The organism is Aestuariivivens sp. NBU2969 (assembly GCF_019931125.1).
Taxonomy (GTDB): Bacteria; Bacteroidota; Bacteroidia; order Flavobacteriales; family Flavobacteriaceae; genus Aestuariivivens; species Aestuariivivens marinum.
Genome location: NZ_JAIOUU010000005.1, coordinates 189,290 through 205,428, shown reverse-complemented (window position 1 = coordinate 205,428; position 16,139 = coordinate 189,290). Strand labels below are relative to the sequence as shown.

Sequence of the window (16,139 nt, the reverse complement as noted above, 5' to 3'; positions counted from 1 at the left end):
TGTCTTTAATTTCTATTTGCTCAGGTAGATTTGGCTCCATCATTAAGTAGGTTAAAATTTATGGTAGACTTGAGGCAAATCTAAACATTGGTTAGGTTTATTTGGGGATTGTAAATATGAAACTTTTTTTTTAAATATAAGATTAAAAACATATTAAATCGTTGAAATACATATTTTTTTAACATTTCACCTTGACAGCTTTAATTTCAACGATATCTTAACCTGTTTTTTTCCTTGAATTATCATTATCTTTAAACCTCTTAAAAAAGGATAAATGCATCAAAAAAAATTATGGGAAGGTTCAATTGCCTTGAAAGAAAACAGCCATTTATATAAGTATAAAACATGGTTAGCCAATAACAAGGGGCTACAACTTAATACCTATAATGAGCTATGGCAATGGTCTGTAAACCATATTGAAGATTTCTGGATAAGCATTTGGGATTATTTTGGTGTTATTTCACATCAACCTTACTGCACTGTTTTAACAAAAGGAACTATGCCCGATGTTGAATGGTTTTTAGGTGCAACATTAAACTATTCCGAACATATTTTTAGACATTCCCATTTAAGTGAAGAAACGGCCATAATATTTAACAATGAACAAGGCGTTTACCTTGAGATATCTTGGAATGAATTACGGGAAAAGGTCGCATCTATGGTTACTTATTTAAAATCTATCGGCCTTACCAAAGGTGATAGAGTGGTTGCCTTTCTACCCAATGTCCCCGAAGCGACAATTTCATTTTTAGCAGCTAATTCCATAGGAGCTATTTGGTCCAGTACATCACCAGACTTTGGTAGCGAAAGTGTTATAGACCGATTTGCACAAATTAAACCTAAGGTTTTTATAACTGTTGATGGATATTACTATAATGGAAAACCTTATGATAAAACTGGGGTTTCTAAAGCCATCGCCAATGCTCTACCTACTTTAGAAAAGGTTATTGTATTACCTTACCTAAACAAAAATGCTGTTGAAAGTTTCCCAAAGGATTATATAGACATTAAAGACATATTTAAAAAAAAGGGCGAACCACTGTTGTTCGAACCTGTAGATTTTAATCACCCCATCTGGGTATTATATTCTTCTGGAACAACTGGCTTACCTAAAGCCATAGTACATTCTCATGGCGGCATTTTATTGGAACACTTAAAATATTTAGCATTTCAAAATGACGTACATGAGGGTGAGCGCTATTTTTGGTTTACCACTACGGGCTGGATGATGTGGAACTTCCTTCAATCTCCTTTATTACTGGGTGCAACTATTGTATTATATGATGGGTCCCCAACTTCCCCAGATTTCTACAAGCTTTGGGAGTTTTCGGAAGACGTTAAAATTAACCACTTTGGCACAAGCGCACCATTTTTAGTGGCAAGTATGAAAAGAAATATTTCTCTAAAAGAAAAATACAGTTTAGCATCAATCCGTTCCATTAGTTCTACAGGGGCACCATTGCCCTATGAAGCTTTTGAATATGTCTACGAAAACATTAAACAAAACGTTTGGCTATGTTCAATGGCTGGAGGTACCGATGTATGTACAGCCTTTGTGGGTGGTACACCCTTTTATGCTGTTCATGCTGGTGAAATTCAATGTCGTGCCCTAGGTGTCTCTCTATATGCTTATGATGATAATGGGCATCCCATAGAAGATGAACTAGGTGAAATGGCAATAGACCAACCTATGCCTTCCATGCCCATATATTTTTGGAACGATCCTAATAAAGCACATTACAAGGCCAGTTATTTTGAACATTATCCAGGAAAATGGCGACACGGTGATTTTATAAAGATAAATTCCAAAACCCACGGACTCGTTATTTATGGACGATCGGATGCTACCTTAAACCGACATGGCATTCGTATTGGTACAAGTGAAATTTACCGAAGTATTAACAAAATAGAAACTATAGAAGATGCCCTCATTGTGAATTTAGAATTAAATGGTGGTAAACATTTTATGCCATTGTTTGTAAAAATGAAATCTGGTTTTGATTTAACAGACGATACAAAAACCCAAATAAATGAACAGCTTAAAAAAGAATACTCGCCAAGGCACGTTCCTGATACTATTATTGAAGTCCAAGACATTCCCTATACTATAAGTGGCAAAAAAATGGAAGCTCCAGTCAAAAAAATCTTGTTAAAAATGCCTTTGGAAAAATCCATTAATATAGATTCTATGAAAAACCCAGAATCGATAGGTTTTTTTATAGCCTTTGCTAAAACCATATAGACTTCCTCTCCTTAAAAAGAGAAAGATTTAAAATAAAACACAAACCTAATTCCTTCCCTGAAATGAGAAGGGACTGTAGGACGGAAGACTTAATTAAAATCCAATCCCTCGGGAACAGCCTCTTCTTGGATATCATCAATAATGGTGCTCTTCCCTTCCTCTGAACAATCTACAATTATAGAAAGGGCTGCAGGTGGTTCAAATTCATCTTTAGAGATGTTTAGCTCCTCATCGGCATAACAACTTTTCATATACAAACCCCATATTGGTAAGGCCATAGCTGCTCCTTGACCATAAGTAATAGATGAAAAATGAACAGCTCGATCTTCTCCACCTACCCATACACCAGTTACTAAATTAGGTACCATACCCATAAACCAACCATCGCTTTGGTTTTGTGTGGTTCCCGTCTTTCCAGCTATAGGATTGGTAAATTCATAAGGATATCCAGTTGCAATTTCCTTATAATCTGGCCTATAAGCATCTGCCCCTTTGGTTCTTAAACGAACCCCTGAGCCATATTGTGTAACCCCCTCTAACAGCTTTACGGTTACATAGGCTGTTTCCTCACTTAACACATCACGGGTATTGGGTTTAAATTGATACAAAATGGTTCCGTTTTTATCTTCAATCTGCATGACCATAACAGGTTTGGTGTACACCCCTTTATTGGCAAAAGCAGCATAAGCCCCTACCATTTCGTAAACACTTAAATCTGGAGTTCCTAGTGCAATGGATGGCACAGGTGGAATATTAGATTCAACACCCAACTTTTCTGCTAATTCTTTTACTGGCAATGGACCTACTTTATCTATCAATCGAGCAGTAACCGTATTTACAGAATTCGCCAAAGCATTTTTTAAAGTGCGTACCCCACCATAATCGTCATCAGAATTTTTAGGACACCATTCTTCCGGGTTTCCATACTTGTTCTTTTCAATACAAAATGGCGTATCCGGTATTTCATCGCAAGGTGATAAATGCAATTGATCAATCGCAGCTGTATATACAAACGGCTTAAAGGTTGATCCTATTTGGCGTTTCCCTTGCTTGACCATATCGTATTGAAAGTGTCTATAATTAATACCGCCTACCCAAGCTTTTACATGACCTGTTTGCGGATCCATGGACATCATACCAGTTCTTAAAAACGATTTATAATAACGCATGGAGTCAATGGGTTTCATAATGGTGTCTTTTTCTGAAGCTTTTCCATCCTTCCATTCAAAAACCGTCATCTGTACAGGCTTAAAAAAAGATTGTTCTATTTCTTCATTGCTCTTTTTTAAATCGTATTTCATCCTATTCCACCGCTTAGTTTGTCGCATAGCACGCAACAATAAAGTATCTATACCTCCTGGCGTTAACTCTAAAAATGGCGCTGTGGGGTTACGCTTTGGGGTATTTTGATGAAAAAATTCAGCTTGTAACCTTGGCATATGTTGTTGAACTGCATCTTCGGCATACTGTTGCATACGTGAATCGATAGTAGTATATATTTTTAATCCATCATTGTACAAACTCCATTTAGTTCCATCGGGCTTAGGATTTTTTTCAATCCAATCTTTCATAAAGGTTTTTAAGTACTCCCTAAAATAAGTCGCTATACCTTCTCTATGTGATTCTGGTGTATAGTTTAAATCCAACTCCGTTTTCTGTAAAGAATCTTTTACCTGTACAGTAATGTACCCATACTTTTCCATTTGGGCCAATACCACATTGCGTCTATCCTTTGTAATTTCAGGTCTAACACGAGGATTATAAAGTGCCGAGTTTTTAAACATTCCTACCAACATAGCAGATTCTTTTAACTCCAAATCCCAAGGTTCCTTGCCAAAATAGATACGGGCTGCACTGCGAATACCATCTGCATTATTAAGAAAATCGTAAATATTAAAGTATTGAGCGATGATTTCCTCTTTGGTGTATTGACGTTCCAAACGGGTAGCGATAACCCATTCCCTTACTTTTTGAAAAGCACGTTCCAGTTTACTTTTTGAAACTTGTTTGGTAAATAACTGTTTTGCCAATTGTTGAGATATAGTACTGGCTCCACCACCACTGCCCAACATAACAGCCGCACGTAATGTACCTCGAGCATCTATTCCAGAATGGTCATGAAACCGAGCGTCTTCGGTAGCTATTAAGGCTTCTACTAAATGTTCCGGTAATTCTTCAAAACCTACAGGTGTTCTATTATCATCATAATAAAATTTCCCTAGTGTTTCACCATCTGAAGAAATAATTTCTGTCGCCAAATTAGTTTTAGGGTTTTCTAAAACAGTATGGTCTGGCAGTTCCCCTAACCATCCCCATGAAGCAACCAAGAATAATACTACTATTGAAATTATTCCAGCTAAAAACAAGATCCAAAACCAACGAATGTATTTTGAAAAGTCCTGGTTCTTTGAGGTTTGTTTTTTTATTTTCGCCATAACTAAAGTGCCTAAAATTATAAGTGCCTTAAGTATTTTAAAGTTAATTGGTGTTTTATGGCTTTTCTATTCTAAAACCTACATCTGTAACACCTTCCAGTTCTACAACACCATTTACTTTTCCATTTTCGCGCATGGCGTGCTGTATGTTAACGGTATACTCACCAACTTCTTTAAACACCACCCCTTCCTTATACCACAATTTATTTTCTTTAATATCGGTTAATCCTGTTCCCAATAATTTACCGCTTGGGTCTGCCATTTTGTATTCCAACGTATCTGCTATGGTCTTACCGTGTGGGAATACCATCTCAACAATTAAGAACAAATTATTGTATTTATAGACATTGGTATTTCTTAAATTAACAAACAGATTATATGGGTTTATTGAATCTGGCGGGTTTATTTTAAAACTGGTTATAGAATCCTTATGCCAGACGTTGGGTACTGATTTATACTCATCAAAAACACGATTGGAATCGCAAGAAACCATCATTAAAGCAATAGAAAACAAAATAAGGCATACACTAATTAGACGCATCTTTACTGTTTTGGGGTTTCTTTCTTCTATTTTTATTTCTATTGTTTCTGTTCCTACTATTTTTACGTTTTCTATTCCGTTTTGGATTATCAAAACGCGTTAAACTATCTTGACCTACAACGTTTTCAAATTCGGTTTTAGTATCTTCAATAACATCTGAAACATATTCTTCCAGACTAGTAACAGTTTTGCCCTTTTTATTGAATCCTATTATCTCATTAGCCTGTTCTACAGTAATTCTATGCCAGTTCATCCATTCGCCTTCATAAGCATACCACATATAACCCTTAAAAATATCAATCTTTTGACAAATAGCTATACCTTTTTCAGTCTGTAACTTAATATCTGTTTTAGGAAAGTCCTTAAGGGCATCCAAATAGGTATCCAACTCATAATTTAAGCAGCATTTTAATTTACCGCATTGTCCAGCCAATTTAAGTGGATTTAACGACAACTGCTGATATCTTGCTGCCGATGTGCTTACCGAACGAAAATCGGTTAACCAAGTAGAACAGCATAATTCACGACCACAGGATCCAATCCCGCCCAATCTTGATGCTTCCTGGCGAAATCCTACCTGTTTCATTTCAATACGGATTCTAAACTCACGGGCAAACACTTTGATAAGCTCACGAAAATCGACGCGCTCTTCTGCAGTATAGTAAAATGTGGCTTTACTGGCATCACCTTGAAATTCGATATCTGAAATCTTCATTTGCAACTTTAAGTCTATTGCAAACTGTCTAGCCTTAACCTTCATGGATTCTTCCTTATCGCGGGCGGCTGACCAAATATCAATATCCTTTTGGGAGGCCTTTCGGTAAATCTTTAAGGCACCGTCATTGCTAATACTTAAGTTCTTGCGTTTCATTTGAATACGCACCAGTTCTCCCGTAAGGGTAACCATCCCCACATCATGCCCAGATTGAGCCTGGGTAGCCACAATATCACCAATACTAAGGGATAAATTCTCGGTGTTTTTGTAGTATTCCTTTCTACCGTTTTTGTAACGTACCTCTACCCAATCAAATGGTTTTTCACCATTAGGTAGCGACATATTAGACAGCCAATCGAATACCGTTAGTTTATTACAACTATCCGTACCGCAAGTGCCATTCTTTTTACATCCTTTAGGTTGACCGTCTTTTCCAGTTGAACAACTGTTACAAGCCATATAGTTTATATGTTGAATTCGATAATAATTAACTTATATCGAACTGAAGGTTCATAATTTATTTTCCTTTGTAAATATATGATTATTCTCAGTACTTAAAAAAGAACAAACCATATACTTAAACATGTTTTACCGAAATGATTTTTACCGGACAGGCTTTTGATGCATTTTCACAAGAATCCAATATGGTTTCATCATTTGATTTTAAAGTAAAGAAGCCTTTTTTTTCAGCTGAATGTAATAGTACCGATTTCCCATCTTTCTTGGACATTTGAAACTGCTGTGGTGCCAATTCCACACAATAGTTGCAGCCAATACACTTTTGCCTTTGGAGCGTAATAACGACCATTAAAATTCTACTTTATTTTCAACCACTTTATACAACTTATCAGAAGGGCGAATTCTAAACGGCAGTTTTATGGTCACTGAATCGCCTTTAATGGCTTTCCCCAAACATTGGTCATTTACAAACATTTCCTTTAGCTCAACTTCTTTGGCTCCTGTAGTTGGCCCTGTTATTAAAATGGTATCACCAATGGCAATATCGTAAGCTTCAATCTTGAATTCGCCTATTTCCGATTTTGGAAAATAGTGCACTCCTTTACCCAGATACACTTTCTTTTGTGTGGCATGAGAACCCGAACCCTTACTCCATTCACCTAGTTTCTGTCCTAGATAATACCCACTCCAAAATCCTCGGTTATACACTTTTTCCAAATTCTGCATCCAAGCTATGACCTTAGCTTTGTTGTAAGTCCCATCATATAAACTGTCAATCGCCTCTCGATAACACTTTATCACTTTAGCTACATATTCTGGTGCCCTACCACGGCCTTCAATTTTTAAGACCTTAATACCTGCTTCTATAACTTCATTTAAAAAATCAATTGTACACAAATCCTTTGGGGACATAATATATTCATTGTCTAACTCCATTTCAAATCCCGTTTCCTGGTCGATAACTGTATATTTTTTTCGGCAATTTTGCTTACATGCGCCTCGGTTGGCCGATGAATTTTGAGAATGTAAACTCATGTAACATTTTCCGGATACTGCCATACATAATGCCCCATGTCCAAAAATTTCAATCTCAACCAATTTCCCAGACGGTCCTTTTATTTGGTCTTTTTCAATCTGTTCGGTAATCTTTTTTACTTGGCGTAAACTTAACTCCCGACTCAATACCATGGTATCGGCAAATAGCGCATAAAACTTTACTGTTTCTATATTGGTAATATTGATTTGTGTTGAAATATGCACCTCCATGCCTGCTTCACGAGCTGCCATAATCACTGCTTGATCCATAGCAATAACAGCAGTAATATCAGTCTCTTTCGCTTTTGTAATTAAGGTTTTTATAATGGATAGATCGTGATCGTATATAATTGTGTTTAAGGTTAAATATGTCCTTACGTTTTTTTCTTTACATCGGTCTGAAATCTCCTGAAGGTCATCCAAAGTAAAGTTGATGGAGGCTCTGGCACGCATGTTTAGTTGTTCTACTCCAAAGTACACTGAATTTGCTCCATTATCCAAGGCGGCTTGCAGGGATTCAAAATTGCCTGCCGGAGCCATTAATTCTATCTGCTGCATAATTCTATTTCTTATTGGTTTTTAAAACTTCAAAAATGTTCCTTAAATCTTTTTTATATAACAAATGCCCAGCACGTCCTTTTTTAAAAATATCATTACTATTGCCCTGCCCTTTGCGTAATGCCTTTTGTTCTTCGTAAGGCAAGGCGTTTATCTCCTTACAAGTAGTAGAACAACAATTGTTCATTTCCTTCTTGCATTGATCACATTGAATAAAGAGCAAGTGGCACGCATCGTTGGCACAATTGGTGTGCACATCGAAAGGCTCCCCACATTGGTGGCAATTGGCAATGACATCATCACTAATACGTTCAGCACGGCGGTCGTCGAACACAAAATTCTGTCCCAAAAATTTATTCTCAAGTGCTTGCTCTTTTACCTGCCTAGTATATTCAATAATACCTCCTTCTAATTGATATACATTTTTAAAACCCTTATGCTTGAAATAAGCACTGGCTTTTTCACAGCGAATGCCTCCCGTACAGTACATCACCAGTTTTTTGGTTTCTTTATGCTCCTTTAAATCTGCTTCAATAATGTCTAACGATTCCCTAAAGGTATCCACATCGGGTGTTAGGGCATTTTTAAAATGACCTATTTCACTTTCATAATGGTTACGCATATCTACCAACACAGTGCTTTCATCTTCAATAAGTTTATTAAAGGCTTTTGCTCCCAAATGAATACCCTTGTTGGTTACATCAAATGTATCATCGTTTAATCCATCAGCAACAATCTTTTTCCTGACCTTTACCTTAAGCTTTAAAAATGATTTGTTATGCTGTTCAACAGCAATGTTTAACCGAACATCTTTTAAAAAACCTATAGAATCTAAATGATTTTTGAACTCATTAAACCGATCTGCAGGAAGTGATAATTGGGCATTAACGCCTTCGTAAGCTACATAAATCCTACCTAAAACATCCAATGCCTGCCATGTAATGAATAGATGATCCCTAAAAACTTGAGGGTTGCCAATTTTGGCATATTTATAAAAAGAAAGTGTTAACCGATGCTGCCCTGCATTATCGATTAATCTTGCCCTTTCTTTTGCACTTAATGTATTGTACAGTTGCATGCTATACTAATATTTTAAGATTAAAGAAATTATATATACCAATCCTTATTTGGTATTAAATCGCAAAAGTACAACTTTTAAATGGAACCCATAAAAAAAGCACCTTAGTACCTTAAAGTGCTTTTCTTTAACAAAATTATAGTTAGTCACTGCGGTTTTACAGTTGCCATTAACCAGATAGCTCCTGAAACACCAAATATGTTCATAGCAAATTTTTCCCTTTTTTAGTTAGTAGATGTAAATTGTGTAAAAAGGTTGCGTGATAAAATTGTATTCTGAAAAAAGTTATATTACTTTAGCATACATAACTAGAGAACAACAAATAAATGAGTGAAAAAGAAGCAAAATTAAAAGCCCTAAAGCTTACCTTGGATAAGTTGGATAAAGCTTATGGAAAAGGAACTGTTATGAAAATGAGCGATGCTGCAGTTGTAGATGTAGAGGCCATTTCATCAGGTTCTTTAGGATTGGATATTGCATTAGGTGTGGGTGGCTACCCAAGAGGTCGAGTTATAGAAATTTATGGCCCGGAATCCTCAGGTAAAACCACCTTAACATTGCATGCTATAGCTGAGGCTCAAAAAAATGGTGGTATTGCCGCTTTTATTGATGCCGAACATGCCTTTGATAGATTTTATGCTGAAAAGTTAGGGGTGGATATCGATAATTTAATCATTTCCCAACCTGATAATGGTGAACAGGCACTCGAGATTGCCGATAACCTTATACGTTCTGGAGCCATAGATATTGTTATCGTTGATTCTGTTGCTGCATTGACTCCTAAAAGTGAAATTGAAGGTGAAATGGGCGACTCTAAAATGGGTCTTCATGCGCGTTTAATGTCTCAAGCTTTAAGAAAGCTTACTGCATCTATTAGTAAAACCAATTGTACCGTGATTTTCATTAATCAATTACGTGAAAAAATTGGTGTTATGTTTGGTAACCCTGAGACCACTACTGGAGGGAATGCACTAAAATTCTATGCTTCGGTTCGATTGGATATTAGAAGATCTACCCAAATTAAAGATAGTAACGGAGATGTATTGGGGAACAAAACGCGTGTAAAAGTGGTTAAAAACAAGGTTGCACCACCTTTTAAAGCTGCTGAATTCGACATCATGTATGGTGAAGGTATCTCTAAGGTAGGTGAAGTATTGGATGTTGCGGTAGAACATGAAATCATTAAGAAAAGTGGATCGTGGTTTAGCTATGGTGAAACTAAACTTGGCCAAGGCAGGGATGCTGTAAAAGCTATAATAAAAGATAATCCAGAACTTTTAGAAGAGTTGGAAGACAAAATAAAGGAACTCCTTAAAAAAGAATAGCATTAAAAAATCTCGAAATATTTCGAGATTTTTTTGATTTTGGCGCAACCTTTTATTTACGATAGCATCTAAAGGAAAAAGATTGTTGAAAATTATACTATGAAAAAAATTTTTGCCCTTAGTTGTTTGTTCATTTTTTTTCTGTCTTGTAGTACAGACCACGATTCCACAAGTTATACTTTAGAAATAATGCCTGTGGAAAGTGTTGATATTCCTAGTGAATTTGAATTGGGAAAAACGTATCCTATAACCGTAAAATATTACAGGCCAACTACCTGTTATGCGTTTAGGGATTTTTATTATGTCAAGGAAAATAATATGCGTACCGTAGCACCAATTAACTATGTATTTGAACATGAAATGGAAAACAATAGCTGTACTGACCTTCAGGACGAATTGGTTGAAGCTACTTTTAATTTTATTGTAACTAGTAATGGGTCTTACATCTTTAAGTTTTGGCAAGGTGAGGATAATACGGGTGAAGATCAATATTTAACCATAGAGGTACCCGTTATAGATTAATAAAAATAACTTTAATGCGTTTTTAATTTGAGTTTAGAGCAACTCATAGCACATTGTAAAAACCATGATACTAAAGCACAAGAAGAATTATATAAGCTCTTTTCGAGCAAGTTGTTCTCAATTTGCTTAAAGTATTCAGCTAATTATGCGCAAGCCGAAGATAACTTGCAAGATGCCTTTTTAACTATTTTCAATAAAATTGAACAGTACAAAGGCAAAGGTTCTTTTGAGGGTTGGTTAAAACGCATTACTATAAATACCGCTTTACAACGGTATCGGGCCGAGAAGGTGTTTAACATTGTCAATGAAAATGAAGTCGAAGATTTTGAAATAGAGGTTAACGAAGATGTTATTTCATTAGATTATCTTTTAAAAGCCATTCAAAATTTACCCGATAGGTATCGGTTGGTTTTTAACCTCTATGTATTGGATGGATACTCACATAAAGATATAGCCAACATGTTGAAGATAAGTGTCGGCACTTCAAAGTCCAACCTGTCACGGGCTAGGCAAATTTTGAAGCAGACTGTTGAAAATTACAACCTAAGCGAACATATTCAGTCATTATAATGAGTGAAAAAAAACATATAGATAGATTATTCCAAGAAAAATTCAAGGACTTTGAGGCAACGCCCGGCGATGCCGTTTGGACTAATATTGAAGCAAAGCTCCATAAGAAAAATAAAAAGCAACGCGTTATTCCTATTTGGTGGCGTTATGCTGGTGTAGCTGCTCTATTGGTGTTGTTACTTGCCTTAGGCAGTTTATATTTTAATTCTGGGAATAAAATAGAGCTTCCAATCAATCAAGTTGTTGAAACTGAATCGCCCAACGCAATAGAAAAGGCAACTGAAGATTCTTCCAAGAATGAAAATAACGAAAACAATCTAGCTCCTTCAGATTCTGAAGCTGTTATAGCTAATTCTAAAGAAAATCAGATTGAGGAACGCAATGATGACTTTAATGATAATTCCATTTTAAATAATAATCCTGCTAAGTTAATCAAGCCTGTAGTATCGCAAAATCAAAGTGCGATTGCTTCAGAACATGTTAAAGAACAAGGTCATAATAAGCTTTCAAAACGCAACAAAAATAGTAACGATGCTGAAACCAATACACCCAACGTTGTAAAGGATAATGTATTACAAGACCAGGACACCAAAATTGCCAATAACAATTCAGCCTTAAACAATCCGCAAAAAAATACTGTTAATGATAAGGTTTCTCCTATCAAGTTTAGAGAAACTGATCTTGGTTTTAATGCACAAAATACTGACACTTCTGCAGTAGCACAAACTAATGCAGAAGACAAAACAGAACCTTCTATTGAAGATTTAATAGACAAGAACATCAAAGAGCTTATTGAAGAAGAGAAATTTAGCAGGTGGAGTGTTGCCCCAAACGCTGCGCCTGTTTATTTTAACAGTTTGGGTGAAGGTTCTTCAATAGATCCACAGTTTAACAGTAACGCTAAAACGAGCGAACTAAATATGAGTTATGGTATTAAAGCTAGTTATGCCGTCAATAAAAGATTGCGCATCCGTTCGGGTGTTAACAAAGTCCGTTTGGGATATAACACTAACAATATTGTTGTTTTTCAGTCAATAGGAGCTCCTGAAAACGCTATAAGTGCTGCATTGCCTAATATAAAATCGGAATCCAGTAACTACACTTTAAATTCCGTAAACACTTCAAATAATATGTCATTCGCTAGTGCAGATAACTTTAACTCTAAGATTAGTAGCGGGTTACTTTCTACCGCAACCAATACGTCTCTCAATCAAGAGTTTGGTTTCATTGAAATTCCTCTTGAAATACAATACACCTTTTTAGATAAAAAATTAGGTGTTAATGTTATCGGCGGTTTTAGTTCGTTTTTCTTAAATGAAAACAAAATCTATTCTGAAACCAGTAGCTCCCGGACACTTATTGGTGAAGCCAATAATATTAAAAAAGTAAGTTATAGTGCCAATTTAGGTCTTGGTCTTAATTACAAAATAACAAAACAATTGGACTTAAATTTAGAGCCCTTATTTAAATATCAAATAAACACATTTAGCAATACCTCCGGTAATTTTAAACCTTATTTTATAGGGATTTATACAGGGTTTGCTATTAAATTTTAGGTTTTTGGTTAGATCTGGATATTGGTTTTTAAGACTTTAAATGCCAATATCAAATTAAACTGCCCTATATAAGGGCAGTTTTTTATGCATCATTTTTAAGTTGACTCAAAATAACTGCTCTTGCCTGTTTATTTAAAGTTTTAGTATCTTCAATAGTTAAATTGTTGGTTTGCAAAAACTCATGGATTTTAACACGCATAGCCCCTGGGCCACCACTAAAAAAGGTATAGGAAAACCTTTTTTTATTGTCAAAGAATGTTAATGGTACTACTGGTATTTTATGGTTAATCGCCAATCTAAATGCGCCGTCTTTAAAATTATCCAACTCAATATGTTCTTCCGGCACACCGCCTTCTGGAAATATGCAAATACTTAGGCCTTGTTGCAAGCGACGCTGCGCCCTTAAAAAAACTGCTTTTCTACTTCTTTCAGAACTTCGGTCTACCATAATACAAGTACGCTTATAAAAAAAACCAAATAATGGGATTTTAGCCAATTCCTTCTTCCCTACAAACACAAATGGATTTTTAACCGAAACCAGCATCAACATAATATCGGCCATAGACGTATGATTTGCAATAAACATATAGCTTTTTCCCTGTTCCGGAGTTTGCTCCCGCTCAATTTTCACCTCAAAGCCCATACCGATTAAAATAATCCGGGCCCAAATACGGGTCAACTTAAAAAAGAAAGGATACCAAGAGTCCTTTGAAATGGAAATCAACAAAACGGGTAACAAAATGATTATAGGCAATGCCACCAATACATAAAACCATATACGGTAAAGCAACCAAAACAGATATTTAAACACAGTCATAGATACCAAAAATACACAATTGTATTGAGCATTTCTATTAAAAAAATTACCTTTGCTTCTTTCGTTTAACCCTTAAAAAGATATCTGCTTTTGCAGGTCATAATATGGCAAGGATACTTACAGGTATACAAAGTACTGGCACTCCGCACTTAGGCAATATTTTAGGAGCCATTATACCAGCAATTAAAATGGCTGAAGACCCTAAAAACGATTCATATTTGTTTATTGCCAATTTGCATACCTTAACGCAAATAAAAGATGCTGAAGCCCTTAGAATGAACACTTATTCTACAGCTGCAGCTTGGTTGGCTTTTGGTTTGGATATTGAAAAAACTGTGTTTTATAGACAAAGTGACATTCCTCAAGTCACTGAATTGTCATGGTATCTTAGTTGTTTTTTCCCATTTCAACGCCTTACTTTAGCGCATAGTTTTAAAGACAAAGCGGACCGCTTGGAAGACGTGAATTCGGGTTTGTTTACCTACCCTATGCTTATGGCTGCCGACATATTGTTATACGATTCCAACATTATTCCAGTTGGCAAAGATCAATTACAGCATATAGAAATGACTCGCGATGTAGCATCCCGTTTTCATGCCAAAATGGGTGGAGAAACCTTTGTGTTGCCTGATGCCAAAATTCAAGAAAACACAATGCTCATACCCGGTACCGATGGTGAAAAGATGAGCAAGAGCAGGGACAATACCATCAATATCTTTTTGGACGACAAAAAATTGCGCAAGCAAATCATGTCCATAAAAACAGATAGTACACCGCTTGAAGACCCAAAGGATTGGACAACTTGTAACTGCTTTGCATTATACCAATTATTGGCTTCTGAAGAAGAAATTGCTGCTATGAAAGCTAATTACCAAAAGGGCGGTTACGGTTACGGACATGCCAAGCAAGCCTTGTTTGAACTGCTCATTACACGATTTGGAAAGCCTCGTGAAAAATATAATTACTATATGAACAACCTCAACGAAATAGATAAGGCATTAGCTGTTGGAGCCGAAAAAGCTAAGCGTGTTGCTAATGAGGTATTGCATAGGGTTCGTGAAAAAGTTGGATATTAACAATTAGGAATATCAGGTTTTTTGAAACTAATAGTCCTGCTACTATATAACCTCAAATAATTTCCCTGGCAAAGGGCGAATAACGCCTTTTAGTTCCATATTCAATAATGTACTGCTTACCTTAAATATGGGCATGTTACAGTCTAAAGCAATTGTATCCAATAATTGTTTCTCGTTTGCCTTTAGATAGTTGTATATGATTTTCTCTTCTTTGCTCAACTCAACAAACAACTGCTTTTGAATAACAGGTTTGGTTTCATCTTTCAATTTCCAATTCAATAAGTAAGGCACATCCAAAGGTGTGGTAAGCATGTGTGCTTTTTGGTATTTAATTAAATTATTACATCCTACACTGTGGCTATCTGTGGTTCTCCCTGGTACCGCAAAAACCTCTCGGTTATAGGAATTGGCGATATCAGCAGTTACCAAACTCCCCCCCTTTTCAGCAGATTCTATTACAATAGTTGCTTCACTTAATCCAGCTATAATGCGGTTACGCTTTAAAAAGTTATTTCTATCGAACGGGGCATTACTCCAAAAATCGGTATAGAAGCCACCATGCTTCTCTACATCAGCAACATAGCGTTTATGGGTTTTAGGGTAAATTTGATTCATCCCATGTGCCAAACAAGCAATGGTTTGCAGACCATTTTTAATGGCGGCTTTATGTGCAGTAATATCTGTGCCATAAGCAAATCCCGAAATAATAATAGGGTTATAGGGGTTTAAGGTTTCTATAAGTTTTTCACAAAACGCTATACCATTATTTGTAATCTTACGTGTACCAACAATACTGATAACAGGATAGTAATCTAAATTAATATTCCCTTTTTCAAATAGCAATATGGGTGCATCAATACAATGCTTTAACTTTGTTGGGTAGCAACTATCTTCAAAATAGGACACCTTAATATCATTATCTTTTATAAACCTTAACTCTACTTCAGCCGCTTTTAAATGATCTGTTTTAAAAAAATCGTAAAGCGTAACTTGCCCTATACCAGAAATCTTAAGTAGTTTTTCCTTTTTCTCTTTAAATATAGCTTCAGCAGAACCGCAATTGGTAATAAGCCGTTTGGCCAAAATATCACCAATATTGGGCACATGCTGTAAAGCTAATGCATAAAGCAAGTTATCTTCTGTCATACAAAATTCATTGTTTTACAACCTGCAAGTAAAGAAATTTTCTAAACTGTTAATAAATACTATA

General features: G+C 35.9%; 14 protein-coding genes. 6 read left to right on the top strand and 8 right to left on the bottom strand.

Annotation, left to right across the window (positions count from 1 at the left end):
- Nucleotides 1-274: 274 nt before the first annotated feature.
- The gene (locus K7G79_RS06240) at nucleotides 275-2,242 is read left to right on the top strand and encodes an acetoacetate--CoA ligase (protein ID WP_223550212.1); all 1,968 of its coding nucleotides are present in this window, start codon (nucleotides 275-277) and stop codon (nucleotides 2,240-2,242) included.
- Nucleotides 2,243-2,331: 89 nt separating this feature from the next.
- On the opposite strand, the gene K7G79_RS06235 is transcribed toward K7G79_RS06240, so the two are convergent.
- The 6 genes from K7G79_RS06235 to K7G79_RS06210 all read right to left on the bottom strand — a co-directional run bounded on the left by K7G79_RS06235 (nucleotide 2,332) and on the right by K7G79_RS06210 (nucleotide 9,063).
- Complete coding sequence (locus K7G79_RS06235) at nucleotides 2,332-4,677, bottom strand: penicillin-binding protein 1A (RefSeq protein WP_223550210.1); 2,346 nt, start codon at nucleotides 4,675-4,677, stop codon at nucleotides 2,332-2,334.
- A 55-nt stretch (nucleotides 4,678-4,732) separates the two neighbouring features.
- Nucleotides 4,733-5,218 (bottom strand): gliding motility lipoprotein GldH, encoded by a 486-nt coding sequence (locus K7G79_RS06230; protein ID WP_223550208.1) that lies wholly within the window; start codon nucleotides 5,216-5,218, stop codon nucleotides 4,733-4,735.
- Entirely contained in the window at nucleotides 5,205-6,392 is a 1,188-nt protein-coding gene (locus K7G79_RS06225; RefSeq protein ID WP_223550206.1) for a regulatory iron-sulfur-containing complex subunit RicT, read from the bottom strand. Before K7G79_RS06225 ends, K7G79_RS06230 begins: the two co-directional genes overlap by 14 nt.
- A 118-nt stretch (nucleotides 6,393-6,510) precedes the next feature.
- Nucleotides 6,511-6,741, bottom strand: a complete 231-nt coding sequence (locus K7G79_RS06220; protein ID WP_223550204.1) for a ferredoxin — start codon at nucleotides 6,739-6,741, stop codon at nucleotides 6,511-6,513.
- Nucleotides 6,741-7,985 carry a peptidase U32 family protein gene (locus tag K7G79_RS06215; protein ID WP_223550202.1) on the bottom strand — a complete coding sequence of 415 codons (1,245 nt, stop codon included), beginning with the start codon at nucleotides 7,983-7,985 and terminating at the stop codon, nucleotides 6,741-6,743. The genes K7G79_RS06220 and K7G79_RS06215 overlap by 1 nt, the downstream gene beginning before the upstream one ends.
- 4 nt (nucleotides 7,986-7,989) lie before the next feature.
- The gene (locus tag K7G79_RS06210; protein ID WP_223550200.1) at nucleotides 7,990-9,063 is read right to left on the bottom strand and encodes a rhodanese-related sulfurtransferase; all 1,074 of its coding nucleotides are present in this window, start codon (nucleotides 9,061-9,063) and stop codon (nucleotides 7,990-7,992) included.
- Between the two features lie 326 nt (nucleotides 9,064-9,389).
- On the opposite strand from K7G79_RS06210, the gene recA reads away from it, so the two are divergent.
- The 4 genes from recA (at nucleotide 9,390) to K7G79_RS06190 (ending at nucleotide 13,036) form a co-directional block, all read left to right on the top strand.
- Nucleotides 9,390-10,388 carry a recombinase RecA gene (gene recA / locus K7G79_RS06205; RefSeq protein WP_223550199.1) on the top strand — a complete coding sequence of 333 codons (999 nt, stop codon included), beginning with the start codon at nucleotides 9,390-9,392 and terminating at the stop codon, nucleotides 10,386-10,388.
- A gap of 99 nt (nucleotides 10,389-10,487) precedes the next feature.
- On the top strand, nucleotides 10,488-10,910 hold the full coding sequence (locus tag K7G79_RS06200; RefSeq protein WP_223550197.1) for a hypothetical protein: 423 nt from the start codon (nucleotides 10,488-10,490) through the stop codon (nucleotides 10,908-10,910).
- A gap of 27 nt (nucleotides 10,911-10,937) precedes the next feature.
- Nucleotides 10,938-11,480, top strand: a complete 543-nt coding sequence (locus K7G79_RS06195; protein WP_223550195.1) for an RNA polymerase sigma factor — start codon at nucleotides 10,938-10,940, stop codon at nucleotides 11,478-11,480.
- Nucleotides 11,480-13,036: a hypothetical protein gene (locus tag K7G79_RS06190; RefSeq protein ID WP_223550193.1), complete on the top strand. Its 1,557-nt coding sequence runs from the start codon at nucleotides 11,480-11,482 to the stop codon at nucleotides 13,034-13,036. Before K7G79_RS06195 ends, K7G79_RS06190 begins: the two co-directional genes overlap by 1 nt.
- An 82-nt stretch (nucleotides 13,037-13,118) precedes the next feature.
- On the opposite strand, the gene K7G79_RS06185 is transcribed toward K7G79_RS06190, so the two are convergent.
- Entirely contained in the window at nucleotides 13,119-13,853 is a 735-nt protein-coding gene (locus K7G79_RS06185; protein ID WP_223550191.1) for a 1-acyl-sn-glycerol-3-phosphate acyltransferase, read from the bottom strand.
- A gap of 104 nt (nucleotides 13,854-13,957) precedes the next feature.
- Here K7G79_RS06185 and trpS point away from each other — a divergent pair, with 104 nt between their 5' ends.
- On the top strand, nucleotides 13,958-14,929 hold the full coding sequence (trpS, locus tag K7G79_RS06180) for a tryptophan--tRNA ligase (protein WP_223550190.1): 972 nt from the start codon (nucleotides 13,958-13,960) through the stop codon (nucleotides 14,927-14,929).
- A 42-nt stretch (nucleotides 14,930-14,971) separates the two neighbouring features.
- Here the strand turns inward: trpS and dprA are convergent, their stop codons facing one another.
- On the bottom strand, nucleotides 14,972-16,075 hold the full coding sequence (dprA, locus tag K7G79_RS06175) for a DNA-processing protein DprA (RefSeq protein WP_223550188.1): 1,104 nt from the start codon (nucleotides 16,073-16,075) through the stop codon (nucleotides 14,972-14,974).
- Between the last annotated feature and the right edge of the window lie 64 nt (nucleotides 16,076-16,139).

Coding starts and splice junctions, on each gene's coding strand:
- K7G79_RS06235 (WP_223550210.1), bottom strand. CDS start 4,677: ATGGCGAAAATAAAAAAACAAACCTCAAAGAACCAGGACTTTTCAAAA.
- K7G79_RS06240 (WP_223550212.1), top strand. CDS start 275: ATGCATCAAAAAAAATTATGGGAAGGTTCAATTGCCTTGAAAGAAAAC.
- K7G79_RS06200 (WP_223550197.1), top strand. CDS start 10,488: ATGAAAAAAATTTTTGCCCTTAGTTGTTTGTTCATTTTTTTTCTGTCT.
- K7G79_RS06185 (WP_223550191.1), bottom strand. CDS start 13,853: ATGACTGTGTTTAAATATCTGTTTTGGTTGCTTTACCGTATATGGTTT.
- K7G79_RS06230 (WP_223550208.1), bottom strand. CDS start 5,218: ATGCGTCTAATTAGTGTATGCCTTATTTTGTTTTCTATTGCTTTAATG.
- recA (WP_223550199.1), top strand. CDS start 9,390: ATGAGTGAAAAAGAAGCAAAATTAAAAGCCCTAAAGCTTACCTTGGAT.
- K7G79_RS06190 (WP_223550193.1), top strand. CDS start 11,480: ATGAGTGAAAAAAAACATATAGATAGATTATTCCAAGAAAAATTCAAG.
- K7G79_RS06225 (WP_223550206.1), bottom strand. CDS start 6,392: ATGGCTTGTAACAGTTGTTCAACTGGAAAAGACGGTCAACCTAAAGGA.
- K7G79_RS06220 (WP_223550204.1), bottom strand. CDS start 6,741: ATGGTCGTTATTACGCTCCAAAGGCAAAAGTGTATTGGCTGCAACTAT.
- trpS (WP_223550190.1), top strand. CDS start 13,958: ATGGCAAGGATACTTACAGGTATACAAAGTACTGGCACTCCGCACTTA.
- K7G79_RS06215 (WP_223550202.1), bottom strand. CDS start 7,985: ATGCAGCAGATAGAATTAATGGCTCCGGCAGGCAATTTTGAATCCCTG.
- dprA (WP_223550188.1), bottom strand. CDS start 16,075: ATGACAGAAGATAACTTGCTTTATGCATTAGCTTTACAGCATGTGCCC.
- K7G79_RS06210 (WP_223550200.1), bottom strand. CDS start 9,063: ATGCAACTGTACAATACATTAAGTGCAAAAGAAAGGGCAAGATTAATC.